The sequence below is a fragment of the Pseudomonas sp. SMV7 genome (assembly GCF_052041995.1).
Lineage (GTDB): Bacteria > Pseudomonadota > Gammaproteobacteria > Pseudomonadales > Pseudomonadaceae > Aquipseudomonas.
Map to the genome: position 1 here is coordinate 41583 of NZ_JBKGGT010000018.1, position 22281 is coordinate 63863.

The following is a 22281-nucleotide window of genomic DNA, read 5'->3' on the forward strand; positions in this document are numbered from 1 at the left end:
AGCTTGCGAGCGCAGCAACGCGCCCGCCAAGCTTATGTGCAGCCGTGCGAAAACTCCGTATTCTGCGGGCCTACCTTGTGGCTGATGCGAGTGACCGCAATGCGCCTGGCTTTATTCGACCTGGACAATACCCTCCTCGGTGGCGACAGCGACCATGCCTGGGGTGATTACCTGTGCCAACGCGGCATCGTCGACCCGCTTGCCTACAAGCAACGCAACGATGCTTTCTACCAGAACTACCTGAACGGCACGCTGGACCTGCAGGCCTACCTGGCGTTCTCCATGGAGATTCTTGCGGCAACGCCCGTGGCCCAGCTCGACGAATGGCACCGCGACTTCATGCACGCTTGCATCGAGCCGATCATCCTGCCCAAGGCGCTGGCCTTGCTGGAGCAGCACCGTGAAGCGGGCGACCAACTGGTGATCATCACCGCCACCAACCGCTTCGTCACCGCGCCGATTGCCCGGCGCCTGGGGGTTCGCGTGTTGCTGGCGACCGAATGCGAGATGCGTGACGGCCGTTACACCGGGCGTAGTACCGATATACCCTGTTTCCGTGAAGGCAAGGTGACGCGGCTGGAACGCTGGATGCTGGAGAACGGCTTCGATCTCGAGGACAGCTACTTCTATAGCGATTCGATGAACGACCTGCCGTTGCTACAGCGGGTGACGCATGCGGTGGCGGTGGACCCGGACCCGAACCTGCGGGCCGAGGCCGAGAAGCGCGGGTGGCCGGTGATCTCGTTGCGCGATTGAGGTTTTCCTGCTCCGGCCTTCAGACGGGCTTGGCGCCCATCAGCCCGGCGATGGACAGGAAGCAAACCCCACTGAACACCGCCAGCGCCAAGGTAAAACGCAACCCGACCACTTCAGCCTTGCGCAGCCGGTTCAGCCGCACCAGCAGCCACCACACGGCGAACGCGCCGAACATATAGACGACGCTGGAAGCCAGCACCCAGGCTTGCCCCAGCGGCCAGCCCACCAGGTGTACCAGCCACCAGCCGGTGAACGGCATGCTCACCAGGCACAGGCCTATCACCAGCCAGACGAACACCAGCGGCCGACGCAGCAGCTTGGCGTAGGCCTCGGCATCGCCCTGGCGGCGGGCGCGTACGGTCCAGATCGCCAGGCCCAGGGCACCCAGCAACAGGATTACGGTGGCGGCAATATGCAGGGTCTTGAGGGTGGTCAGGTGTTCCATGTTCGAATCGTCCTTTATCAGGCCATTTTGGCAGCAGCCTTTCTTCTTGCAGGAGTGGCCCAGCGCGACACGAGGCCGCTCCTGCAAAAGGCGAGATCTGGCTTAGCTTAGCCGCTCAGCCCAGGAACAGCTTGTAGGCCGGGTTATCAGTCTCGTCCCAGTACGGGTAGCCGATCTTGGCCAGCGCCGCCGGTACCAGGTGGCGCTCGTCCTCCGGTACCTGCAACCCTGCCACCACGCGCCCGTCAGCCGCGCCATGGTTGCGGTAGTGGAACATCGAGATGTTCCAGCGCCCGCCCAGCTTGTTGAGGAAGTTGAACAGCGCCCCCGGTCGTTCGGGGAACTCGAAGCGCAGGACCATCTCGTCGCTGGCGCCCGCCGAATGCCCGCCGACCATGTGGCGAATATGCAGCTTGGCCAGTTCGTTGTCGGTCAGGTCGGTCACCGGGAAACCCTGCTCGGTCAGTTGCTGTACCAAGGCCGCGCGCGGGTCGCTTTCCGGGTGGGTCTGCACGCCAACGAAGATGTGCGCTTCGTCAGAGGTATGCTTGCGGTAGTTGAATTCAGTGATCTGGCGCTTGCCGATGGCCTCGCAGAAGGCCTTGAAGCTGCCTGGGCGCTCCGGGATGGTGACGGCAATGATCGCTTCGCGCTTTTCACCCAGTTCGGCACGTTCGGCCACATGACGCAGGCGGTCGAAGTTGACGTTGGCGCCCGAATCGATGGCCACCAGGGTCTGGCCGGTGACGCCGTACAGCTCGACGTACTTCTTGATGCCAGCCACGCCCAGGGCACCGGCAGGTTCGGTGATCGAGCGGGTATCGTCATAGATATCCTTGATTGCAGCACAGATCTCGTCGGTGCTGACAGTCACCACCTCATCCACATGGTGCCGGCAGATATCGAAGGTGTGCTGGCCGATCTGCGCCACCGCCACGCCGTCGGCAAACAGCCCGACCTGCGGCAGCACCACGCGCTCGCCGGCCGCCATGGCCGCCTGCAGGCAGTTGGAATCGTCCGGCTCGACACCGATCACCTTGATTTCCGGGCGCAGGTACTTCACGTAGGCGGCAATACCGGCGATCAGGCCGCCACCGCCCACGGGCACGAAGATCGCATCCAGCTGGCCAGGGTGTTGGCGCAGGATCTCCATGGCCACGGTGCCCTGCCCGGCAATGGTGTGCGGGTCATCGTAGGGGTGGATATAGACGAAGCCCTTTTCATCTACCAGCTTCAGCGAATAGGCCAGCGCCTCGGGGAAGGAGTCGCCATGCAGCACCACCTTGCCACCGCGCGAGCGCACGCCTTCGATCTTGATCTCCGGGGTGGTCTTGGGCATCACGATGGTGGCCTTGATGCCCATTTCACGCGCAGCCAGAGCCAGGCCCTGGGCGTGGTTGCCGGCCGAGGCGGTGACCACGCCACGGGCCAGTTCTTCCGCGGTCAGCTGGGCCAGCTTGTTGTAGGCCCCGCGGATCTTGAACGAGAACACCGGCTGCAGGTCTTCGCGCTTGAGCAGGATCTGGTTGCCCAGGCGCTTGCTCAGCTGCCCGGCGCTCTGCAGCGGGGTTTCGACCGCAACGTCGTAGACGCGCGAGGAGAGGATCTTCTTGACGTACTGTTCGAGCATCGGGAAAGCATCACTGGGCCGCGGGACAAGGGCTTGGAGTCTACCCCAGCGCTACGTCGGGCGACCACAGCAAAGCCGTGCGAGCCGTTATACTAGGCTCCTTTCAAAACCGCCCTGCCCCTCTCGGAGCCCGCATGACCCAGGACCAACTCAAACAGGCCGTCGCCCAGGCCGCTGTCGACTTCATTCTGCCCAAGCTGGATGAAAAGAGCGTTGTCGGCGTCGGTACCGGTTCGACCGCCAACTTCTTCATCGACGCCCTGGCTCAGCACAAGACCGCCTTCGACGGTGCGGTCGCCAGCTCCGAAGCCACCGCCCAGCGTCTGAAGGGCCATGGTATCCCGGTCTACGAACTCAACAGCGTCAGCGAACTGGAGTTCTACGTGGACGGTGCCGACGAGAGCGACGCGCACCTGAACCTGATCAAGGGCGGTGGTGCAGCCCTGACCCGCGAGAAGATCGTTGCCGCAGTGGCCAAGACCTTCATCTGCATCGCCGATGCCAGCAAGCTGGTACCCGTGCTGGGCGCGTTCCCGCTGCCTGTCGAAGTGATACCCATGGCCCGCAGCCACGTGGCGCGCCAGTTGGTCAAGCTGGGCGGCGACCCGGTGTACCGCGAGGGTGTGGTCACCGACAACGGCAACGTGATCCTCGATGTGCACAACCTGCAGATCACCAACCCGGTGGAGCTGGAAGCACAGATCAACGCCATCGTTGGTGTGGTAACCAACGGCCTGTTCGCGGCGCGGCCGGCGGATTTGCTGCTGCTGGGCACCTCTGAAGGGGTGAAAAGCCTCAAGGCCGAGTAACCTGCGGCGAGGGCTTCGCCCTCGTTTCGCGACACAAGGCCGCTCCTGCAGGGGTACGCGATTTCCTGCAGAAGCGGCCTTGTGCCTCGATGGACTGCAAAGCAGCCCCACCTGCTCACTCCGCTGGCTGTTTGAACACATAGAACAGGTTCGGCTCACTGACCAGGTAGATGGTCCCCGCTTCATCCATCGCAATCCCCTCCGCCTGCGGCACCGTCGCCTGCAACCCCTTGAAACCCTTGCGCAACGACAGGGTGCTCAGCGGCCGGCCTTCCACATCCAGCTCCAGCACCAGCCGCGACTCGTCAGACAGCGCCAGCAGATGCCCGCTGCGCTCATCGAACTGCAAACTCGACAGGTCGCGCACGAACAGCCGTGAATCGCGCTTGTTGTCCTGTACCACGTGTACCGCATAAGGCTGCTCAGGGTTGTCATGCGGAAAACCATGCACTTCGTAAATCAGCATCGGATCGCGCTCCTTGGCCACGAACAGGCGCTTGCCCGCCGAATCGTAGGCCAGCCCCTCGAAGCCCTTGTTGCCGTTCAGGCCAATGCCCAGGGTCAGTTGCTCGGCATCGCCGGCATCGAGGAACGTCGTGTCATCGTCAAGGCGCACGCGAATCAGCCGCTGCTGGCGCTCGTCGGTGATGACATAGCTGTTCGGCCCGACATACTCGACGGCTTCCGGGTCGCCGAAACCGGTCAGCGGTACCTGGCGCAGGATACGACCGTCCAGCGACAGCTCGATCAGTTCGGAACGGGCGTTGGTGACGGTGAACAGGGTCTTGCGATCGGGGTCGTAGGTCAGCGCCGACAAGTCATCATCCAGCCCTTCGACCGGCTGCGCCTCGACCACCACCCGGTAGCGGTCCAGGCCGATGCCCTGCTCCGCAGGCTGCCACCAAGCCTTGAGGTTGAACCAGCCACGTTCGAACAGGCGGAACTCCTGCCCGGCCCAACCGAGCAGAAGCAGGCCGGTAACGGCCACGACAAGAGAGGGGCGAACAAAACGGCGCATGCGTACAGACTCGACATAGGGGTGGCGAATCTAACCATGAACAACTGAAACAAAGCTTAATGCCAGCATCCGAAAAGTCGGATGTTCGGGCTAGTTCTTTCTGAAGCGATAGAACAGGGCTGGCTCGCTGACCATGTACAGGTTGCCCTTGTCGTCCATGGCCACCCCTTCGGCGCGCGGAATGGTGCCTTGCAGGCCATTGAAACCGCCGAGCAAGGTCATGAAGCTGACCTGCTGGCCCTGCTCGTCCAGCTCCAGCAGCATGTTCGAATCGGCCGATAGCACCAACAGGTGGCCAGTACGCGGGTCGACACTCAGCGCCGACAGGTTGCGCAGGTCCAGCTCATCGCTGGGCAACGCTTGCTTGTCACCCGTGAGCGGGCTGCGGCCATCGGTGTTCCAGGTGTACAGCTTGGGCGGGCGCTCCTCGCCGATGACCAGGCGCTGGCGCAGCGGGTCCCAGGCAACCGCTTCGAAACCCTTGTTGCTTTTCACCGACTGGCCCAGGTCGTGGCTCTGGAAGTCATCGTGGTTCAGGGCGGTGGTCTGGGCATCCACCTTGACCACGGTCAGGTCGTGCAGGCGCTCGTCGGTGATGGCCAGGTAGCCGTCCTCCAGCACCGCGACGCCTTCCGGGTTGTTCCAGCCGTTGAGCGGGATCTTGCGCAGGACCTCGCCATCCAGGTTCAGCTCGACCAGGAACGGGTTCTTGCCCATCACCGCAAACAGGGTGCGGGTACGTGGGTTGAAGGCCACATCGGAGGCTTCGTCATCGTCCATCCCCGGCAGCGGCTTGGCATCGATGTCGACGTGGTAATCCGGCAACCACACGCTTTCGCTGCGCTCGGCGGTGCTTTCAAAGCTTTCCTTGACCCACAGCGCGCCGCGGTCATCCCAGTGCATGGCCACAGCCACGCCATAGCCAATCACGGCCGCCACGGCCAGGCCAAAGGGCCAGCGCAGGTAGAAACGGCGCTTGGGTGTTGCCGAGGCGCTGGAGGGTGATGGCATGCGGGGTTCCTGGGGCAATGGGCGTAGGTCTGCGCATTATCCGGATGGGGTGTGAAAAAACAGTCAACAGCGCTGGCTTCTTCGCGGGGTTTACCCGCGAAGAAAGCGATGCGGTTTCGGTTCAGAGTACCCGGCTTTCGAAGCGGCTCACACCTGGCAGCTCCAGCACCAGTTCGTCACCGACCTTGAACGGCCCCACGCCCGCCGGGGTACCGGTAAGGATCACATCCCCCGCCTGTAGCGAGAAGTGCGCCGATATGTGCTGAATCATCGGCACGATCGGGTTGAGCATCATCTTGCTGTTGCCGTCCTGGCGTACTTCGCCGTTGACGGTCAAGCGCAACGGAATGTCGGTCAGGTCTTCGAAGCTGGCAGCCGACACGAAAGGCGGCAGCACACAGGCACCGTCGAAGGATTTGGCCAACTCCCAGGGCAGGCCCTTTTCCTTTAGCCTGGCCTGCACGTCACGCAGGGTCAGGTCCAGCGCGGGAGCGTAGCCCGATATGGCGTCCAGCACCTCTTCTTCGGTCGGATGGGTCGACAGCGGCTTGCCCAGCAACACTGCAATTTCAGCCTCATAGTGCACCGAACCTCGTTCGGCCGGGATCTTGAAGCCGCCTTCGGCCGGTACCACGCAGCTGCCCGGCTTGATGAACAACAGCGGTTCGGTGGGGATGGGGTTGTCCAGTTCCTTGGCATGCTCGGCATAGTTACGGCCGATGCACACCACCTTGCCCAGCGGGAAGTGAATGCGCGTGCCGTCTACGTACTGGTGCTGGTAACTCATGGCCGACTCCTCTGGATACTGCTTTTTTATTCGGGTGGGAAGATCTTACCCGGATTCATGATGCCGTTAGGGTCGAACACGGCCTTTATTGCCTTCATGCAGGCGATTTCCTCGGCTGAGCGGCTGTAGCCCAGGTAGTCGCGCTTGGTCATGCCCACCCCATGCTCGGCGGAGATCGAGCCGTTGTAGCGTTCGACGATCTCGAACACCCACTTGTTGACCTTGGTGCACGAGGCAAAGAAATCGTCCTTGCTCATGTGCTCGGGCTTGAGGATGTTCAAGTGCAAGTTGCCGTCGCCGATGTGGCCGTACCACACCACTTCGTAATCCGGGTAATGTTCGGTGACGATAGCGTCGATATCACGCAGGAAAGCCGGAACCTTCGCGACAGTTACTGAAATGTCGTTCTTGTATGGCGTCCAGTGCGAGATGGTTTCCGACAGGTATTCGCGCAGCTTCCACAGGTTTTTCAGCTGGGTTTCGCTCTGGCTCATCACGCCGTCCAGCACCCAGCCTTGCTCGACGCAGTGCTCGAAGGTAGCCAGGGCTTCGTTGGCCACCTCTTCGGTACTGGCCTCGAATTCCAGCAGGGCATAGAACGGGCAAGAAGTGTCGAACGGTGCCGGCACGTCGCCGCGCGCCAGGATCCTGGCCAGGCCCTTGTCGGAGAAGAACTCGAAGGCGGTCAGGTCCAGCTTGCCCTGGAAGGCATGCAGCATCGGCATGATCGAGTCGAAGTCCGGGGTACCCAGAACCATGGCAGTGAGGTTGCGCGGTGCGCGGTCGAGGCGCATGGTGGCTTCGACCACGAAGCCCAGCGTGCCTTCGGCGCCGATGAACAGCTGGCGCAGGTCGTAGCCGGTGGCGTTCTTGACCAGGCCCTTGTTCAGCTCAAGCAATTCGCCCTTGCCGGTGACCACCTTCAGCCCGGCGACCCAGTTGCGGGTCATGCCGTAGCGAATTACCTTGATTCCGCCAGCATTGGTGCCGATATTGCCGCCAATCTGGCTTGAACCGCTGGAAGCGAAGTCCACCGGGTAATACAGGCCCTGTTGTTCGGCGAAGCTTTGCAACTGCCGGGTGATCACCCCAGGCTGGCAGACCACGGTGCGGTCGAAGGCATTGAAGCCGAGAATCTGGTTCATGGAGTCGAAGGCGACCACCACTTCGCCATTGGCCGCCACGGCCCCCGCGGAAAGCCCGGTGCGCCCGCCAGACGGCACCAGCGCTACCTTGTGCGTATTGGCCCAGCGAACAATCGCCTGCACCTGCTCCACCGTCTTGGGAAACACGATGGCGCTGGGTGCCGGCGGGTAGTGCTTGGTCCAGTCCTTGCCATAGGCTTCGAGCGAAGCCGCGTCGGTCAGGACCTTGCCAGGGTCGACCAAGGTCATCAGTTCATCAATTACAGCGGGATGGGTCATCGCTGGAACTCTCGACTTATTCATAGTCACCCTGAGCACTCTTCACCTGTCGGGATAAGCTCAGATTGTGTCGCGTATGCTAGCATAGCCCTCCCGCTGTTCATGCTAAGGCAGCCCTGGCGCCTGGCATCACCCCTCGCCATTTTTTCTCCGGGATACAGGTTTACGCAGATGAGCAAGACTTCTCTCGACAAGAGCAAGATCCGGTTCCTTCTTCTTGAAGGTGTGCACCAGAACGCGGTCGATACCCTCAAGGCCGCCGGCTACACCAACATCGAATACCTCACTGGTTCGCTGCCGGAAGCCGAGCTGAAGGAAAAGATCGCCGATGCCCATTTCATCGGCATCCGTTCGCGTACCCAGCTGACCGAAGAGATCTTCGACTGCGCCAAGAAGCTGGTCGCGGTTGGCTGCTTCTGCATCGGCACCAACCAGGTCGACCTGGAAGCTGCCCGCGAACGCGGTATCGCCGTGTTCAACGCGCCGTACTCCAACACCCGTTCGGTAGCCGAGCTGGTACTGGCCGAAGCCATTCTGCTGCTGCGCGGCATCCCTGAGAAAAACGCCTCCTGCCACCGTGGCGGCTGGATCAAGAGCGCGGCCAACTCGTTCGAGATCCGCGGCAAGAAGCTGGGCATCGTCGGCTACGGCTCGATCGGCACCCAACTGTCGGTCCTGGCCGAGAGCCTGGGCATGCAGGTGTACTTCTTCGACCCGCTGACCAAGCTGCCGCTGGGCAACGCGGTACAGGTGACCAGCCTGCACGAACTGTTGGGCCTGGCCGATATCGTCTCGCTGCACGTGCCTGAGCTGCCGTCCACCCAGTGGATGATCGGCGAGAAGGAAATCCGTGCCATGAAGAAGGGCTCGATCCTGATCAACGCCGCCCGTGGCACCGTGGTCGAGCTGGACCACCTGGCCGCCGCGATCAAGGACAAGCACCTGATCGGTGCCGCCATCGACGTGTTCCCGGTCGAGCCGCGCTCCAACGACGAAGAGTTCGAAAGCCCGCTGCGTGGCCTGGACAACGTGATCCTGACCCCGCACATCGGTGGTTCCACCGCCGAAGCCCAGGCCAACATTGGCCTGGAAGTCGCCGAGAAGCTGGTCAAGTACAGCGATAACGGTACCTCGGTGTCCTCGGTCAACTTCCCGGAAGTGGCCCTGCCGGCGCACCCGGGCAAGCACCGCCTGCTGCACATCCACGAAAACATCCCGGGCGTGCTCAGCGAGATCAACAAGGTCTTCGCCGAGAACGGTATCAACATCTCGGGCCAGTTCCTGCAGACCAACGAGAAAGTCGGCTACGTGGTGATCGACGTCGACGCCGAGTACTCGGACCTGGCACAGGAGAAGCTGCAACAGGTCAAGGGCACCATCCGTTCCCGCGTCCTGTTCTGATTTGCTGGCAGCATGAAAAAGGGAGGCCCTGTTGGCCTCCCTTTTTTTATTTCACTTCGACAGTGATCTTCTGCGACTCGACACTTGGCTTGAACGGCACGTGATACTGGTCACCCAGTATCAGTTGCAGGGTGTGCTTGCCGGGGGTCAGGGTGATGGTGGTTTCGGTCTGCGCCTTGCCGAAGTGCAGCACCTGTGGCCCATCTGGCAGGGCCACGCCGTTTTCCGGCATCAGGCTGGTCGGCAGCGGCATGTCGGCCACCGGCTCCTTGTCCACGTCAACCAACAGGTGGTGATGGCCGGAATGCGGGGTGTGATCACCGGCCGGCTTGAGGGCAATGCCCTCGATACCGAACTTGACGGTGAAGGTCTTGTCCACCGTAGCGCCGTCGGCGGGGGAAACGATGAAGACCTTGGCCTCCTTGGGCGGTTCCTGGCTCTTCAGCGCGTCTGCGGCACTGGCCAGCACCGATGCCCCCATCAGCAGACCTGCAACGGCAGCACGCGAAAATAGGCTGTTCATTCACTTCTCCTGTGATTCACTTGTCGGCCCCCGCCTGCGATCCAACGGCGGCGGTGATTCACCTTAGTTGATGTGAACGGCCATATGTTCAAATCGACAGGTAGAAATATTTCAGTCACGGTTAAACATCGCCGAGGCTTCAAGGTCATAGGCTGCGCCCGACCATGGCGAGGAAGAAAGCCGTGGCGGGCGTTATTTACCTGCCAAAGAAAAAAGGGGCTTTCATGCGTTCGACCATTGGACTACTGCTGGCGGTACTGGTCTCGCCATTGGCGCAGGCCGAGCTGATAGATGAAATTGCCGACCGAGGCGAACTGCGCATTGCCGTACAGGCAGACAACTCGCCATACGCCTTCAAGGAAAACGACCACCTGACCGGCTTCGAAGTGGAGTTTGGCCAGGACCTGGCCAAGGAGCTGGACCTGCGCGCCGAATTTATCGAAGCCCCCGCGGCCGAGGTCCTGCCTGGTGTCGAGAGTGGCAAGTACGACATCGCACTGACCCCGCCGAGTGAGTCGCCCCAGGCTGACGGCCCGCTCGATGTGAGCCTTCCATTTGGCGAGAAGCAGCTGGTGATCCCGTTCCAGAAGGACAACCCGGCTTTCGAAAGTGCGGTGAACAACGCCTTGCAGCGGCTCAAGGACAGTGGGAGGACTGCCGAGCTTGAACAGAAGTGGTTCAAAGGTGTACCGGCGACGGCCGCCGGGCAGTAATTTCTTTGCCGCCTGCACCGGCCCTTTCGTAGGCGCCCGCGAAAGGGCCGGTACAGACTTAAACTGAAAGCCCGGCCAGCGCCTGTTCCGCCAGTTCCAGCTCCAGCTCGCTGAACACCTGCACCCCAGCCCGCCGCAGCAGCGCCGTGGTTACCCCCTCCCCGGCCACCTTCACGCCACTGAACGTGCCGTCATAGGTCAAGCGGTTGCCACACGAAGGGCTGCCGGCCTTCAACACCGCCACGCGAATGCCATGCCGGCGTACCAGTTCCAGCGCCTGCTGCGCCCCGGCAACGAACTGCACGCTGACATCCTCACCGGTCACTGTCAGCACCTGTACATCACCGTCAAGCACCGCTGCCCCCTGCCCGCCGGGTATCTCTGCAGCCGGGCGCGGAGTCGGCAGGCCGCCTGCCACCTCTGGGCACAACGGCACCACACGCCCTTCGGCCTGCCAACGCTGCAGCTGGTCGGGGTGGCCACTGGTACGCCCGTCGTAACGCACTGGCTGCCCCAGCAGGCAAGCGCTGACCAGCACTTTGGGCAGGTCAGAACGGGTCATTGCCACGGCGCCGGAACCAGCCGGTCAACGACAGCCGCTCGCGCCCGGCCGGCAGCACTTCGTGCGGTACCTCACCGGACAGGAACACCACCAGGCAACCCGCCACCGGTTGCACATCGTGCTCGACGCCATCCGCCAGGAACATGCGCAACTGGCCACCATCCTCTGGCTGCCAGCCTTCATTCAGGTACAGCACCGCTGACACCATGCGCCGGTCATCGTCGCGGAAACGGTCCAGGTGGCGGCGATAAAATGCACCGGGCGGGTACAGGGCGAAATGGCACTCGAAATCTTCCAGGCCGAGGAACAGGCCCCGGTTGATGGCCTGACGCAACTGGTCCATGGCGGCCAGGTACTGGTCGCAAGCCTCGGCCTGCCCGGGGTCGATCCACTGGATCTGGTCGCCGCGAATGGTTTCGCGTACCTCCTGGGCAACACCGCGCCCAACCCCCGCAGGGTTGAGTTCGCCTTCGGCATCACGACGCCGGCATTCGGCCGCCAGCGCGCGCACCAGGTCGGCAGGCAGGAAGAGCGCCTGCTGCGACCAGCCATGGGTGGCCAGATCGTCGACGACGGCCGCAAGCATCGGGTGTTCGGGGGTCATGTGCATGGCGCGCATCATATCCATTAGCCATGCCGCCGCACAGCGCCACTTGGCCGAGAAGCACGTAGATATCTCGACAAACCAGCGCCAGGCCAAGGACAATAGCCGCCTGCCGACAGGAGTCCTGAATGCGCCGTCTGTTTTCCCTGATTCTGCTGATGATCTGCACCGTGCCTGTCTGGGCAGACAACCTGGATCAACTGTACAAGGCTGCTGGCTGGCCCGACCAGCGCGCCCATTTCAACGATGCCCTGACCGCTGCCCAGGAACGCTATCGCAACAGTTTGCCACCCGCCGTGTACCAGGCGCTGGTCAACAACAGCAACCAGCGTTTCCAGGCCCAGGCCGTGGACCGTCGCGCCCAGGCAAAACTGCGTGCGACCCTGGCCAACCCGGCACCGGCGCTGGCGTTCTTCCAGTCGCCGCTGGGGCGCAAGGTGGTGGCGGCCGAACTCAAGGCCACACGCAAGGATGAACTGGCCAGAAATGCCAAAGGCCTGCCGAAGATCCAGGCCAGCGACGACCGTCTGCTGATCATCGGCCACCTGGCCCAGGCCCTGCCGGCACGCGAGGCCGGCGCCGAAGTCAGCCTGGCCATCGCTGGTGTGGCGGCCGACAGCCTCAGTTCGATGATTCCCGGCCTGTTCGGTGGTGGCCAGGCCCAAGGCCTGCTCGACGGCCAGCGCCAGCGCCTGATGAGCCAGATCGGCGAAGACCTCAACAATACCCTGCTGTATGTCTACCGCGACTTGTCCGACGCCGAGCTGGAAGAGTTTGCGACCTTTGCCGAATCGCCTGACGGCAAGGCCTATTACCAGGCCGCCCTGGCCGCCGTGCGCGCAGGTCTGGCAGTGGGCCAGAGCAGCAGCGACCTGAAGTGATCAGCCCAGGCGCTGGTCGATGAAGTCGAAGTAGCGCTGGCGAATGCCCGGCAGCTCGTTGGCCAGGTGGTGACGAGCCCCTGGCAGCATCAAGATCTGCGGCTCGGCGAACTTGGCCTTGAGTACTTCGAGGTTGTAGGGCCAGTCCACCGTGCCATCCGCCTCCCCTTGCACGATCAATGGCCGCCGCGTGCTGCACGGGGCGGCTTCGATGCGCTTGACCCAGGCGATCAAGGCACCGACCCAGGCCGTTGGCAGGCGACGGGGTTGCAGCGGGTCGGCTTCAAGAAACGGCAGGAAGGCCGGGTCATTGGTGTTCTCGCTGAAGCGTCGCTCGATGCCATTGACGAAGTGGCGCAGCAGGCTGTAGCTCAACTTCGACCAGCGCCAGGCACAGGGCCGCACCAACGGCGCCAAGAGGATGACCTGGCCATCGATGGGGCTCTGCGCGCCCTGGTACAGCAGATGGTCCACGGCAATCGCGCCACCGGTGCTCTGCCCGCACAGATGCCATGGGCGTGGCAGTTGCAGCATGCGCGCTTGCTCGAACAGGGCCTGCAACACCTGCTGGTACAACTCGAAATTACTGATGCTGGCCCGTTCGCCGCTGGACAGGCCGTGCCCGGGCAGGTCGCAGCTGATGACTGCGAAGCCCTGCCCGAGCGCCCACTCGATCACGTGTCGATAGAGGCCCATATGGTCGTAATAGCCGTGCAGCAGGAACAGCGTCGCGGTCACCTGCTCGGGTAGCCAGACTTGCCCGACCAGGTCGAAGCCCGCGGCCTGAAAGCCGCCCAGCCAGGTTCCTGCCGGCAGGTCCAGGCCATAGAAGCGCTGGTATTCCAGGCCTTGGGCCGACAACGGCTGGCGAGCGGTCAACGGCCCCAGGCTGGTGCGCAGGAGATCGGGGTGAAAGGTGGCGGGCATCGGTACATCCACAGCGAAGCAAGTATTGATCTGCGATATTCAGCTCTGGTCGGCGTCGTGGCAAGCTTGCTCAGCTTCGAACGACCAGCACCGCTCCTACAAGGGGACCGCGGAAGAACTTCATGAAGAACCGGATCATCAAACCGCTGTGCACCGCAATCGCCCTGCTGGTCGGAGCCGCCATCCTCTGGCAGGCCTACACCACCTTCCAGGCCCGTTACCTACGCCCCTTCGACAACCAGGCCACGCTGTTCGACGGCAGCCAACTGCAACTGCCCGCCGGACTGGCCGGCCCCGGGCCGATCCGTGTGGTGCATTTCTGGGACCCAACCTGCCCGTGCAACGTCGGTAACCAGCAGCACCTGGGCGAGCTGGTCAGCCAGTTTGCCGAGCAAGGGGTGATCTTTCATGTGCTGCAAAAGCCAGGCAGCCATGGTCAATTGCCAGCCAACCTGAGCGGTCTGCAGCCCATCGCCAGTTTGCCCGGTAGCGAACGGCTGCCGGCCTCTCCGGCCGTAGCCATCTGGGACCGACAAGGGCATCTGGCCTACTTCGGCCCGTACAGCGAAGGGGCTGTGTGCAACGCCAGCAACAGTTTTGTCGAGCCCATCCTGAAGGCCCTGCTCGACGGCCGGCAGGTGAACGCCTCGAATACCCTGGCGGTGGGCTGCTACTGCCCCTGGCGCGGCTGAAGCACCCGCGCCGGGTTACCCACCACCGTCGCCCCAGCCGGTACATCCCGCGTGACCACGCTACCGGCACCCACCACGGCATCGTCACCAATGGTCACCCCCGGCAGGATGATCGCTGCACCGCCAATCCACACGTTGTTGCCGATGGTCACCGGCCGCCCGCTTTCCAACCCGGTGCGCCGCACCTCGGGGTCGAGCGGATGGTCGGCGGTGTAGATCTGCACGTTGGGGCCAATCTGGCAGTCGTCGCCGATCCGCACCGGCAACACATCGAGAATCACGCAGTTGAAGTTCATGAAGGTATTGCGACCAACACTGATGTTGTAGCCATAGTCGCAATAGAACGGTGGGCGGATCACCGCGCCTTCGCCAACCTGGGCAAAATGCTCGGCCAACAGCCCATGCCGTGCGTCGTTGAGCAATTCGACACTGTTGTTGTAACGGTGCATCCAGTGCTTGTTGGCGATCTGCTCGGCCTGCAGCTCGGGGCAACCGGCATGATAGAGCTGGCCTGTAAGCATTTTCTGTTTTTCGCTGAGGGACATGGAAACTCCTTCCTGGGACTATGCTCTGTTCGCGAATCCGCCCATGATCGGACCACACTTTTCCCTGGAATGCACAAGGAGCCTGAATGAAGCGCAGCCTGACCCTGTTGGCCGTGGTGGTTACCGTGGCCGCCGGCGCTGGATACTGGTATGTGCAGGGCAAACTGCCGCAGCGCGAGGGCGAGGTGGCCGTGGCCGGCCTGCAGGCCCCGGTCAGCGTGCGCTACGACGCCCGCGGCGTGCCGCACCTACAGGCGCAGAGCGAGGCGGACCTGTACCGGGCACTAGGCTATGTGCATGCCCAGGACCGATTGTTCCAGATGGAGATCCTGCGCCGCCTGGCCCGTGGCGAGCTGGCCGAGGTGCTGGGCGCCAAGCTGCTACCCACCGACACCCTGTTCCGCAGCCTGCGCATTCGCGAACAGGCCGCCCTGATGGCCAAGCGTCAGGACCGCCAGTCCCCGGCCTGGCAGGCCCTGCAAGCCTATCTCGATGGCGTGAACAGCTGGCAGGCCGGCCATCCCAAGCCCGTCGAATTCGACCTGCTGGGTATCAACCCGCGCCCGTTCACCGCAGAAGACACGCTCAGCATCGCTGGATACCTGGCCTACAGCTTCGCCGCCGCCTTTCGTACCGAACCGGCCCTGACCTATATCCGTGACCAGCTGGGCCCCGAGTACCTGGGCATCTTCGACCTCGGCTGGCAGCCGGAGGGCGCCCTGGGTACACCACTGGCCGCTGCCGACTGGCAAAGCCTTGAAGCCCTCGCCCGTCTTAGCCATGAGGCGCTCGGCGCGGCCGGCATCCCGCAGTTCGAAGGCAGCAACGCCTGGGCCGTGGCCGGCAGTCGCACGCGCAGCGGCAAGCCGTTGCTGGCCGGCGACCCGCACATCGGTTTCGCCGTGCCGGCAGTGTGGTACGAGGCCGAACTGTCAGCGCCGGGCTTCAACCTGTACGGCTACTTCCAGGCGCTCAACCCGTTCGCCCTGCTCGGCCACAACCGCGACTTCGGCTGGAGCCTGACCATGTTCCAGAACGATGACGTCGACCTGATCGCCGAACGCAGCAACCCGGCCGACGAAAACCAGGTCATGATCGATGGCCAGTGGCAGGCGCTGGAAAAGACCGAGCAACAGATCGCCGTGAAGGGTGAAGCACCGGTCACCCTGAGCCTGCGCCGCTCAACCCACGGCCCGATCGTCAACGACGTGCTGGGCGCCACCGCCGGGCCCACGCCAATTGCCATGTGGTGGGCATTCCTGGAAACCGAAAACCCGATCCTCGACGGCTTCTACCAGATCAACCGTGCCGATACCTTGGGCAAGATGCGCGAGGCTGCCGCCAAAGTGCACGCGCCCGGGCTGAATTTTGTCTGGGCCAATGCGCGCGGCGACATTGGCTGGTGGGCGGCTGCGCGGTTACCGATTCGCCCCGACGGGGTCGACCCGGCGTTCATTCTCGACGGGGCCAGTGCCCAGGCCGCCAAGCTCGGTTTCTACCCGTTCAGCGTCAACCCGCAGCAGGAAAACCCGGCGCGCGGCTATATTGTCTCGGCCAACTACCAGCCGCCGGCGGTGGTGCCGATACCGGGTTACTACAACCTGCCAGACCGAGGCCGTCAGCTCGACAACCAACTGGCCAACCCCGAGGTGAAATGGGACACCCAGAACAGCCAGCAGCTGCAACTGGGCACCGCCAGCGATTATGGCCCGCGTACCCTTGCCCCGCTGCTGGCAACGCTGCGCGCGGTGGCCGAGGGTGACGAAGAGAAGGAACTGGTGGAACAACTGGCCGCCTGGGCAGGCGACTATCCGGTGGACTCGGTCAGCGCCACGCTGTTCAACCAGTTCCTCTACGAACTGGCATTCGCCGCACTGCATGACGAACTGGGCGATACCTGGTTCCCGGTGCTGATCAGCACCCGCATCATCGACGCCGCCCTGCCACGCCTGGCGGCGGATGCCGATTCGCCCTGGTGGAACACCCGTGGTGGCAACCAGCGCACCGACCGGAGCGCCGTGGTGCGCGTGGCCTGGCAGAACAGCCTGAAGCACCTGCGCGACACCTTGGGTAACGACCCGGCCAGCTGGCAGTGGGGCAAGGCGCACACCCTGACCCATAACCACCCGCTGGGGGTAAAGAAGCCACTGCATCTGCTGTTCAACGTCGGCCCGTTCGCCGCGCCGGGAACCCACGAGGTACCGAACAACCTCTCGGCGAAGATCGGCCCGGCGCCATGGCCGGTGAACTATGGGCCGTCTACCCGACGGCTGATCGACTTCGCCGATGCCGGACAGGCGCTGACCAGCAACCCGGTCGGGCAGAGTGGCGTACCGTTCGACAGGCATTACTCGGACCAGGCCGAGGGGTATGTGCAGGGGCAGTACCAGCGGGTGCAGATGGGCATGATACCGGCGCAAAGTAGCTTGCGACTGGTACCGGGGCCGTGACAGCCCATCGCGACACCAGGCCGCTCGCTTCGGCTTTCACACCCCCTGCGGGAGCGGCCTGGTGTCGCAATGGGCCGCAAAGCGGCCCCCTTCAAACAGTCAACCCTGCCACTTGCCGCCTTCGACGATCACGCTTTCCGGCTTGGTGTCATCGCTCAGTTCCTTGCGCACGTACTGGTCATACAGTTTCAGCAGGAACTTCTCTTCCCCCAGCTTGGCCAACTCGGCATTGACCCAATCACGCAGCTCGATATTGCCCTTCTTCACCGCCGGTGCAATCGGTGCCTCGTCACCCAGCAGCTCAGGCAGCACACGGTAGCCCGGGTTCTGCTTGGCCCAGCTGAACAAGATCAGGTTGTCCTGCGCATAGGCATCGCCACGCCCTGTGGCCAGCGCTTGCAGCGACTCACTGTTCTTCTCGAACTTGAGCAGCTTCCAGTCTGGATGATGCTTGGTCAGCCAGATATCGGCGGTGGTGCCGGTGGTGACGATGATGGTCTTGTCGGCCAGGTCATCGAGTTTCTGTACCGGGCTGCCGTCCGCCACGATGGCCTGCACGGCAACGCGCAGGTTGGGGTTGGTGAAGTCCACCGCTTCCTTGCGCTCTGGCGTCACGGTCATGTTGGCGAGGATCAGGTCGACCTTGTCGCTCTGCAGGAACGGGATACGGCTGGCCGGCTCCACGGCAACGAACTCGACCTTGTTCTCGTCACCCAGCAGGTCCTTGGCCAGGCGCCGGCCGATGTCGGTGTCAAAGCCCACGTAGCGGCCCTTTTCATCGACGAAACCGAACGGCGGCTTGTCGGTGAATACCCCGACAATCAGCTTGTCGCGAGCCTTGATGGTTTCCAGGTAGCTGGTGGCCGGCGACGCGGCCGCCGGCTTGGGGGGTTCCTCGGCCTTGTTGCAGCCGGCCAGCAGGGCCAGGCCGAACAGCGGCGCCAGCAGTTTGGTGAAGTTGGCAGTTTTCATGACAGTTCCTTGTGCAGTGTCTTCGGCAGGCTTTCTACGAAGGAGAATTTCTCCAGGAACTGCTGCGCGCGTGCGGTCTGCGGTCGGGTGAAGAAGCTCTCGGGGTCGCCCTGTTCAAGGATCCTGCCGGCCTCCATGAACACGATGCGGTCGGCCACCGCGCGAGCGAAGGCCATTTCGTGGGTAACGATGAGCAAGGTCATGCCGTCGCGGGCCAGGCCCTGGATCACCTGCAGCACCTCCTTGACCATTTCCGGGTCGAGGGCCGCGGTGACTTCGTCGAACAGCATCACCTCGGGGTTCATGCACAGCGAACGCACGATCGCGATACGTTGCTGCTGGCCCCCGGACAATTGCCGGGGAAAGGCATCGCGCTTGTCCAGCAGGCCAACCCGCGCCAGCAGCGCCTCGGCTTGCGCCTGCGCTTCGGCACGCTCGCGCTTCTGCACCTTGAGCGGGCCGAGCAGCAGATTATCGATGACGCTCATATGGCCGAACAGGTGATAGCTCTGGAACACCATGCCAACCCGCTGGCGGACGGCGCGCCAGTCGGTGCGCGGGTCGAGCAGCTCCTGCCCGGCCAGGCGCAGGTGGCCGCCGTTGGCCTGCTCCAGGCCGTTGAGGCAACGCAGCAGGGTGCTTTTGCCACAGCCGCTGGGGCCGAGGATGACCACCACTTCGCCGGCCGCCACCTTCAGGTCGACGCCCTTGAGCACCTGTTGCTCGCCGAAGAACTTGTTGAAACCCTGGAATTCGATCAATGCGCTCATGAGTGGGCCCAGCGGCGTTCCAGCACGCGCGAAGCGGCGGACAGCGGATAACAGACGATGAAGAAGAACAGGAACAAGGCGCCGTAGATCAGCACCGATTCGTAGGTGCGTTCGATGATCTGCTGGCCGGCCTTGATCACCTCGACCACGCCGATCAGCACCGCCAGCGAACTGGTCTTGATGATCCGCGTGTAGATGTTGATGGTCGGCGGGGTCATGCGCTTGAGCGCCTGCGGCAACAGGACGTAGCCATACAGCTGCCAGCCGGCCAGGCCAATCGACAACCCGGCCTCGCGCTGGCCGCGCGGTAGCGAACGCAGCGCGCCCCGCACCACCTCGCCAACCTCGCTGGCGCCCCACAGGCCCAGCACCAGTACCGCGCACCAGAAGCTGGGAATGCTCAAACCGAAGAAGATCGGCAGGCCGAAGAAAACCAGGTACAGCCAGACCAGCACCGGGATGGCACGAAACAGCTCCAGGTACACCTGCAAGGCGATGCTCAGGAGGCGGTTGCCCAGCGTTGCCAACACGCCATAGAGCACGCCCCCGAGCGTCGCGAAAAGGATGCCCAGCGCGGAAATGGCCAAGGTCTGCGCGGCGCCGCCAGCCAGCTGCGGCAGCGCCTGCAATAACAGTTCAGAGGCCGAGCTGGCCATGTTGCAGCCTCCTTTCCACATGACGCAGCAACAACGACAGCGGCAGGAACAGCAGCACGCAGAGCAGGGTCAGCACGGTGAGCATTTCGTAGGTCTTGTAGTACAGCGCGATGTAATTCTTGGTGGTGTAGAGAATTTCCGGCACGGCCACCGCCGACACCACAGTGGTTTCCTTGAGCAGGAAGATAAAGTTGGCGAACAGTGCCGGCAGGCTGAGGATGCCGGCCTGGGGCAACACCACGTGGCGCAGCAGCTGGCCCTCGGACAGGCCGATCGAGCGCGCGGACTCCAGCTGGGCCCGGGGCACGGCCTCGACACCGGCACGCAGTACCTCGGTGAGGTAGGCGCCGCCCATGAAGGTCATGGTGATGATCGCAGCGGCAAAACCGGAAATCTTCAGGCCCAGGCTGGGCAAGGCGAAATAGACGAAGAACAGCTGGATCAGCAGAGGCGTGTTGCGGGCGAGTTCCACGTAGGCTTTGACCAGACGCCACAGGTACGGGGTGCGCAATACCAGCAGCGTGGCATTGACCAAGGCAACCAGCAGCGAAGTGGCGATGGCGATAAGGCCCACCTGCAAAGTCACACCCACGGCCTGCAGGAAGGCAGGCAACGTGCTGAGGATGAATGCGGTGTCGAGGGTCATGGTAGAGCGGGTCGGCAGGGTGCGCAGCGGCACGATGCATAGACTCTAAAGATATAAAAATATTTTGATAAATATCTTTATAGAATAAACATATCACCAAGACGTCGTGCCGACCCGGTGGATGGCAGCGGCTACGCCGGTGCTAACGGGCCCGCCGCCAGCACAGGTGAATGCTCCGCAAACAAAAACGCCGACACGAATGCGTCGGCGTTGTTTTCATACTTGCAGATCAGAACGCCGGCAGTACCGCACCTTCATACTTCTTGGCGATGAACGCCTTCACTTCCGGGCTGGTCAGGGCCTTGGCCAGTTTCTGGATGGCTTCGCTGTCCTTGTTGTCCGGGCGGGCGACCAGGAAGTTCACGTACGGCGAGTCGCTGCCCTCGATCACCAGCGCATCCTTGGCCGGGTTCAGGCCGGCTTCCAGGGCATAGTTGGTGTTGATCATGTCCAGGTCGACCTGGTCCAGCACGCGCGGCAGCATGGCCGATTCAAGCTCGCGGAACTTCAGCTTCTTCGGGTTCTCGGCGATGTCCTTGGGTGTGGCCAGGGCATTTTTCGGGTCTTTCAGGGTAATCAGGCCAGCCTTCTGCAGCAGCAGCAGGGCACGGCCGCTGTTGCTACCCTCGTTGGGGATGGCAACGGTGGCGCCTTCTTTCAGCTCGCTCAGGTTCTTGACCTTCTTCGAGTAGCCACCGAACGGCTCGACGTGAACGCCGATCACGGTTTCCAGGTGGGTGCCCTTGCCTTCGTTGAAATTCTGCAGGTACGGCAGGGTCTGGAAGTAGTTGGCGTCCAGGCGTTTCTGGTCAACTTGCACGTTGGGCTGCACGTAGTCGGTGAACACCTTGATCTGCAGGTCCACGCCTTCCTTGGCCAGGGTCGGCTTGATCAGCTCGAGGATTTCAGCGTGCGGTACCGGGGTAGCGGCAACCACCAGTTTCTCGGCGGCAGCAGCCAGGCCGGCGAACGACAGGGCAGCAGCCAGGGCGGTGGTCAGCAGGGTCTTCTTCATGGTGATCCTTGTTCTGGTTCTGGCCATCGACGATGGCGAATCGGGTGCCCAACCGGTTCATCAGCGGGCGTATGGCGGACAATACCTAGATTTTTTATTCCGCAAAAATATCTTTTATTTAGCTGCTTATTCCAAAACCAAATTGCCATCAGCCATTTTGTTCATGAGCGGCGTCTAGCGCGCAGGGCTGGGCAAATCGAGGTCCTTCGGCAGGATTTCCTCGCCGTCATTCACCAGCAGGGCGAAGTGGATAATGTTCTCCAGCTCGCGGGTGTTGCCCGGCCAGAGGTGCGCTTCCAGCAGCTGTTGTGCGGCCTCGCTCACCAGCGGCACAGGCCTTTGCAGGCGTGCGCTGTAGATGCCGACGAAATACTCGGCCAAGGGCAGGATGTCGCCCGGCCGCTCACGCAGTGGCGGCAGCTCCAGCGCCCCTTCGCGCAGGTACTGGTACAGGCGCTCGTTGAAGCGCCCCGCGCTTACCACCCGGGCCAGGTCGATGCTGGTGGCGGCTACCAGGCGTACGTCCACCGGCTGCGGCTGCTGCGCGCCCACCCGGGTAACCTCGCGGTTTTCCAGGGCGGCCAGCAGCTTGCCCTGAATGGCCAGCGGCAAATCGGCGATCTCGTCCAGGTACAGCGTGCCGCCGTTGGCCGAGCCAAACCAGCCGGCGCGGCTGCTGGCCGTGCCCGCGTGGCTACCGGCGCTGTAGCCGAACAGCTCGGCATCGGCATAGGTGGGGCTGATGGCCGCGCAGTTGACCGACACGAACAACCCTCCGCGGTCACTGGCGCGGTGAATCTGCCGAGCCAGCAGCTCCTTGCCGGTACCGGTTTCGCCACGGATCAGCACCGGCAGGGGCTGTGGCGCCAGGCGTTCGAGTTGCTCGCGCAACTGCTGGGAACGCGGGTCGATGAATACCAGCGCCTTGGCGCGAATGCTCAGCGGGCTTTTGTCCAGTTCGGGGAAAGTCAGCAACGGCTGGCCAAACGGGTTTTGAAAAGTCATGACGAACTCCCGCCCCAGGCCTGCAGTGGCCGGGCGTCG

General features: G+C 63.0%; 25 protein-coding genes. 8 read left to right on the top strand and 17 right to left on the bottom strand.

The annotated features are described in order from the left end of the window. Positions 1 to 99 precede the first annotated feature (99 nt). Entirely contained in the window at positions 100 to 756 is a 657-nt protein-coding gene (locus ACLEJP_RS20025; protein ID WP_440809152.1) for an HAD family hydrolase, read from the top strand. A 19-nt stretch (positions 757 to 775) separates the two neighbouring features. Here ACLEJP_RS20025 and ACLEJP_RS20030 read toward each other — a convergent pair whose 3' ends face one another. Together ACLEJP_RS20030 and ilvA are read right to left on the bottom strand one after the other, a co-directional pair. Further along, on the bottom strand, positions 776 to 1201 hold the full coding sequence (locus ACLEJP_RS20030; RefSeq protein WP_440809154.1) for a DUF2269 domain-containing protein: 426 nt from the start codon (positions 1199 to 1201) through the stop codon (positions 776 to 778). A 115-nt stretch (positions 1202 to 1316) separates the two neighbouring features. Next, on the bottom strand, positions 1317 to 2831 hold the full coding sequence (gene ilvA, locus ACLEJP_RS20035; protein ID WP_440809157.1) for a threonine ammonia-lyase, biosynthetic: 1515 nt from the start codon (positions 2829 to 2831) through the stop codon (positions 1317 to 1319). 134 nt (positions 2832 to 2965) lie between these two features. On the opposite strand from ilvA, the gene rpiA reads away from it, so the two are divergent. Then, positions 2966 to 3640, top strand: a complete 675-nt coding sequence (gene rpiA, locus ACLEJP_RS20040) for a ribose-5-phosphate isomerase RpiA (protein WP_013974672.1) — start codon at positions 2966 to 2968, stop codon at positions 3638 to 3640. Positions 3641 to 3755: 115 nt separating this feature from the next. Here rpiA and ACLEJP_RS20045 read toward each other — a convergent pair whose 3' ends face one another. The 4 genes from ACLEJP_RS20045 to ACLEJP_RS20060 all read right to left on the bottom strand — a co-directional run bounded on the left by ACLEJP_RS20045 (position 3756) and on the right by ACLEJP_RS20060 (position 7880). After that, complete coding sequence (locus ACLEJP_RS20045) at positions 3756 to 4658, bottom strand: SdiA-regulated domain-containing protein (RefSeq protein ID WP_440809159.1); 903 nt, start codon at positions 4656 to 4658, stop codon at positions 3756 to 3758. A gap of 90 nt (positions 4659 to 4748) precedes the next feature. Then, positions 4749 to 5669 (bottom strand): SdiA-regulated domain-containing protein, encoded by a 921-nt coding sequence (locus ACLEJP_RS20050; protein WP_440809162.1) that lies wholly within the window; start codon positions 5667 to 5669, stop codon positions 4749 to 4751. A gap of 121 nt (positions 5670 to 5790) precedes the next feature. After that, positions 5791 to 6456, bottom strand: a complete 666-nt coding sequence (locus tag ACLEJP_RS20055) for a fumarylacetoacetate hydrolase family protein (RefSeq protein WP_440809164.1) — start codon at positions 6454 to 6456, stop codon at positions 5791 to 5793. Between the two features lie 26 nt (positions 6457 to 6482). Continuing rightward, positions 6483 to 7880, bottom strand: a complete 1398-nt coding sequence (locus ACLEJP_RS20060) for an FAD-binding oxidoreductase (protein ID WP_440809167.1) — start codon at positions 7878 to 7880, stop codon at positions 6483 to 6485. Between the two features lie 171 nt (positions 7881 to 8051). On the opposite strand from ACLEJP_RS20060, the gene serA reads away from it, so the two are divergent. Continuing rightward, complete coding sequence (serA, locus tag ACLEJP_RS20065) at positions 8052 to 9281, top strand: phosphoglycerate dehydrogenase (RefSeq protein WP_207838165.1); 1230 nt, start codon at positions 8052 to 8054, stop codon at positions 9279 to 9281. A gap of 46 nt (positions 9282 to 9327) precedes the next feature. On the opposite strand, the gene ACLEJP_RS20070 is transcribed toward serA, so the two are convergent. Beyond that, the gene (locus ACLEJP_RS20070) at positions 9328 to 9804 is read right to left on the bottom strand and encodes a DUF4399 domain-containing protein (protein WP_225779652.1); all 477 of its coding nucleotides are present in this window, start codon (positions 9802 to 9804) and stop codon (positions 9328 to 9330) included. Between the two features lie 224 nt (positions 9805 to 10028). Here ACLEJP_RS20070 and ACLEJP_RS20075 point away from each other — a divergent pair, with 224 nt between their 5' ends. After that, positions 10029 to 10517 (top strand): transporter substrate-binding domain-containing protein, encoded by a 489-nt coding sequence (locus ACLEJP_RS20075; RefSeq protein ID WP_440809170.1) that lies wholly within the window; start codon positions 10029 to 10031, stop codon positions 10515 to 10517. 58 nt (positions 10518 to 10575) lie between these two features. Here the strand turns inward: ACLEJP_RS20075 and ACLEJP_RS20080 are convergent, their stop codons facing one another. Beyond that, the gene (locus tag ACLEJP_RS20080; RefSeq protein ID WP_440809172.1) at positions 10576 to 11079 is read right to left on the bottom strand and encodes a DUF523 domain-containing protein; all 504 of its coding nucleotides are present in this window, start codon (positions 11077 to 11079) and stop codon (positions 10576 to 10578) included. After that, on the bottom strand, positions 11066 to 11698 hold the full coding sequence (locus ACLEJP_RS20085) for a 2OG-Fe(II) oxygenase (RefSeq protein WP_440809269.1): 633 nt from the start codon (positions 11696 to 11698) through the stop codon (positions 11066 to 11068). The genes ACLEJP_RS20080 and ACLEJP_RS20085 overlap by 14 nt, the downstream gene beginning before the upstream one ends. A gap of 113 nt (positions 11699 to 11811) precedes the next feature. On the opposite strand from ACLEJP_RS20085, the gene ACLEJP_RS20090 reads away from it, so the two are divergent. Beyond that, positions 11812 to 12564: a DUF2059 domain-containing protein gene (locus ACLEJP_RS20090; protein WP_440809175.1), complete on the top strand. Its 753-nt coding sequence runs from the start codon at positions 11812 to 11814 to the stop codon at positions 12562 to 12564. Here the strand turns inward: ACLEJP_RS20090 and ACLEJP_RS20095 are convergent, their stop codons facing one another. Beyond that, positions 12565 to 13491, bottom strand: coding sequence for an alpha/beta hydrolase (locus ACLEJP_RS20095; protein WP_440809177.1), 927 nt, complete (start codon positions 13489 to 13491; stop codon positions 12565 to 12567). A 122-nt stretch (positions 13492 to 13613) separates the two neighbouring features. Between ACLEJP_RS20095 and ACLEJP_RS20100 the strand changes: the two genes are divergently transcribed. Next, a complete protein-coding gene (locus tag ACLEJP_RS20100; RefSeq protein WP_440809180.1) occupies positions 13614 to 14183 on the top strand; it encodes a DUF6436 domain-containing protein in 570 nt (189 codons plus the stop codon). On the opposite strand, the gene ACLEJP_RS20105 is transcribed toward ACLEJP_RS20100, so the two are convergent. Continuing rightward, positions 14162 to 14728: a sugar O-acetyltransferase gene (locus tag ACLEJP_RS20105; protein ID WP_440809182.1), complete on the bottom strand. Its 567-nt coding sequence runs from the start codon at positions 14726 to 14728 to the stop codon at positions 14162 to 14164. The two genes, ACLEJP_RS20100 and ACLEJP_RS20105, sit on opposite strands and share 22 nt — an antisense overlap. A gap of 86 nt (positions 14729 to 14814) precedes the next feature. Between ACLEJP_RS20105 and ACLEJP_RS20110 the strand changes: the two genes are divergently transcribed. After that, positions 14815 to 17178, top strand: coding sequence for a penicillin acylase family protein (locus tag ACLEJP_RS20110; protein ID WP_440809185.1), 2364 nt, complete (start codon positions 14815 to 14817; stop codon positions 17176 to 17178). A gap of 99 nt (positions 17179 to 17277) precedes the next feature. Here the strand turns inward: ACLEJP_RS20110 and ACLEJP_RS20115 are convergent, their stop codons facing one another. The 5 genes from ACLEJP_RS20115 to ACLEJP_RS20135 all read right to left on the bottom strand — a co-directional run bounded on the left by ACLEJP_RS20115 (position 17278) and on the right by ACLEJP_RS20135 (position 21237). Beyond that, positions 17278 to 18150 carry a transporter substrate-binding domain-containing protein gene (locus ACLEJP_RS20115; RefSeq protein ID WP_440809186.1) on the bottom strand — a complete coding sequence of 291 codons (873 nt, stop codon included), beginning with the start codon at positions 18148 to 18150 and terminating at the stop codon, positions 17278 to 17280. Beyond that, complete coding sequence (locus tag ACLEJP_RS20120) at positions 18147 to 18920, bottom strand: amino acid ABC transporter ATP-binding protein (RefSeq protein WP_440809188.1); 774 nt, start codon at positions 18918 to 18920, stop codon at positions 18147 to 18149. Before ACLEJP_RS20120 ends, ACLEJP_RS20115 begins: the two co-directional genes overlap by 4 nt. Then, on the bottom strand, positions 18917 to 19576 hold the full coding sequence (locus ACLEJP_RS20125) for an amino acid ABC transporter permease (RefSeq protein WP_440809191.1): 660 nt from the start codon (positions 19574 to 19576) through the stop codon (positions 18917 to 18919). Before ACLEJP_RS20125 ends, ACLEJP_RS20120 begins: the two co-directional genes overlap by 4 nt. Then, the gene (locus ACLEJP_RS20130) at positions 19557 to 20222 is read right to left on the bottom strand and encodes an amino acid ABC transporter permease (RefSeq protein ID WP_440809271.1); all 666 of its coding nucleotides are present in this window, start codon (positions 20220 to 20222) and stop codon (positions 19557 to 19559) included. The genes ACLEJP_RS20125 and ACLEJP_RS20130 overlap by 20 nt, the downstream gene beginning before the upstream one ends. Before the next feature lie 229 nt (positions 20223 to 20451). After that, positions 20452 to 21237: a MetQ/NlpA family ABC transporter substrate-binding protein gene (locus ACLEJP_RS20135; RefSeq protein WP_225779664.1), complete on the bottom strand. Its 786-nt coding sequence runs from the start codon at positions 21235 to 21237 to the stop codon at positions 20452 to 20454. Between ACLEJP_RS20135 and ACLEJP_RS20140 the strand changes: the two genes are divergently transcribed. Beyond that, positions 21236 to 21415 carry a hypothetical protein gene (locus tag ACLEJP_RS20140; protein ID WP_440809194.1) on the top strand — a complete coding sequence of 60 codons (180 nt, stop codon included), beginning with the start codon at positions 21236 to 21238 and terminating at the stop codon, positions 21413 to 21415. The two genes, ACLEJP_RS20135 and ACLEJP_RS20140, sit on opposite strands and share 2 nt — an antisense overlap. Here the strand turns inward: ACLEJP_RS20140 and ACLEJP_RS20145 are convergent. Next, positions 21412 to 22242, bottom strand: a complete 831-nt coding sequence (locus ACLEJP_RS20145) for a sigma 54-interacting transcriptional regulator (protein ID WP_289133494.1) — start codon at positions 22240 to 22242, stop codon at positions 21412 to 21414. The genes ACLEJP_RS20140 and ACLEJP_RS20145 overlap by 4 nt on opposite strands. Positions 22243 to 22281 lie beyond the last annotated feature (39 nt).

Excerpts from the sequence above, each read along its gene's own strand:
- ACLEJP_RS20025 (WP_440809152.1), top strand. The coding sequence starts at position 100 with ATGCGCCTGGCTTTATTCGACCTGGACAATACCCTCCTCGGTGGCGAC.
- ACLEJP_RS20030 (WP_440809154.1), bottom strand. The coding sequence starts at position 1,201 with ATGGAACACCTGACCACCCTCAAGACCCTGCATATTGCCGCCACCGTA.
- ilvA (WP_440809157.1), bottom strand. The coding sequence starts at position 2,831 with ATGCTCGAACAGTACGTCAAGAAGATCCTCTCCTCGCGCGTCTACGAC.
- rpiA (WP_013974672.1), top strand. The coding sequence starts at position 2,966 with ATGACCCAGGACCAACTCAAACAGGCCGTCGCCCAGGCCGCTGTCGAC.
- ACLEJP_RS20045 (WP_440809159.1), bottom strand. The coding sequence starts at position 4,658 with ATGCGCCGTTTTGTTCGCCCCTCTCTTGTCGTGGCCGTTACCGGCCTG.
- ACLEJP_RS20050 (WP_440809162.1), bottom strand. The coding sequence starts at position 5,669 with ATGCCATCACCCTCCAGCGCCTCGGCAACACCCAAGCGCCGTTTCTAC.
- ACLEJP_RS20055 (WP_440809164.1), bottom strand. The coding sequence starts at position 6,456 with ATGAGTTACCAGCACCAGTACGTAGACGGCACGCGCATTCACTTCCCG.
- ACLEJP_RS20060 (WP_440809167.1), bottom strand. The coding sequence starts at position 7,880 with ATGACCCATCCCGCTGTAATTGATGAACTGATGACCTTGGTCGACCCT.
- serA (WP_207838165.1), top strand. The coding sequence starts at position 8,052 with ATGAGCAAGACTTCTCTCGACAAGAGCAAGATCCGGTTCCTTCTTCTT.
- ACLEJP_RS20070 (WP_225779652.1), bottom strand. The coding sequence starts at position 9,804 with ATGAACAGCCTATTTTCGCGTGCTGCCGTTGCAGGTCTGCTGATGGGG.
- ACLEJP_RS20075 (WP_440809170.1), top strand. The coding sequence starts at position 10,029 with ATGCGTTCGACCATTGGACTACTGCTGGCGGTACTGGTCTCGCCATTG.
- ACLEJP_RS20080 (WP_440809172.1), bottom strand. The coding sequence starts at position 11,079 with ATGACCCGTTCTGACCTGCCCAAAGTGCTGGTCAGCGCTTGCCTGCTG.
- ACLEJP_RS20085 (WP_440809269.1), bottom strand. The coding sequence starts at position 11,698 with ATGCGCGCCATGCACATGACCCCCGAACACCCGATGCTTGCGGCCGTC.
- ACLEJP_RS20090 (WP_440809175.1), top strand. The coding sequence starts at position 11,812 with ATGCGCCGTCTGTTTTCCCTGATTCTGCTGATGATCTGCACCGTGCCT.
- ACLEJP_RS20095 (WP_440809177.1), bottom strand. The coding sequence starts at position 13,491 with ATGCCCGCCACCTTTCACCCCGATCTCCTGCGCACCAGCCTGGGGCCG.
- ACLEJP_RS20100 (WP_440809180.1), top strand. The coding sequence starts at position 13,614 with ATGAAGAACCGGATCATCAAACCGCTGTGCACCGCAATCGCCCTGCTG.
- ACLEJP_RS20105 (WP_440809182.1), bottom strand. The coding sequence starts at position 14,728 with ATGTCCCTCAGCGAAAAACAGAAAATGCTTACAGGCCAGCTCTATCAT.
- ACLEJP_RS20110 (WP_440809185.1), top strand. The coding sequence starts at position 14,815 with ATGAAGCGCAGCCTGACCCTGTTGGCCGTGGTGGTTACCGTGGCCGCC.
- ACLEJP_RS20115 (WP_440809186.1), bottom strand. The coding sequence starts at position 18,150 with ATGAAAACTGCCAACTTCACCAAACTGCTGGCGCCGCTGTTCGGCCTG.
- ACLEJP_RS20120 (WP_440809188.1), bottom strand. The coding sequence starts at position 18,920 with ATGAGCGCATTGATCGAATTCCAGGGTTTCAACAAGTTCTTCGGCGAG.
- ACLEJP_RS20125 (WP_440809191.1), bottom strand. The coding sequence starts at position 19,576 with ATGGCCAGCTCGGCCTCTGAACTGTTATTGCAGGCGCTGCCGCAGCTG.
- ACLEJP_RS20130 (WP_440809271.1), bottom strand. The coding sequence starts at position 20,222 with ATGACCCTCGACACCGCATTCATCCTCAGCACGTTGCCTGCCTTCCTG.
- ACLEJP_RS20140 (WP_440809194.1), top strand. The coding sequence starts at position 21,236 with ATGGTGATCCTTGTTCTGGTTCTGGCCATCGACGATGGCGAATCGGGT.
- ACLEJP_RS20135 (WP_225779664.1), bottom strand. The coding sequence starts at position 21,237 with ATGAAGAAGACCCTGCTGACCACCGCCCTGGCTGCTGCCCTGTCGTTC.
- ACLEJP_RS20145 (WP_289133494.1), bottom strand. The coding sequence starts at position 22,242 with ATGACTTTTCAAAACCCGTTTGGCCAGCCGTTGCTGACTTTCCCCGAA.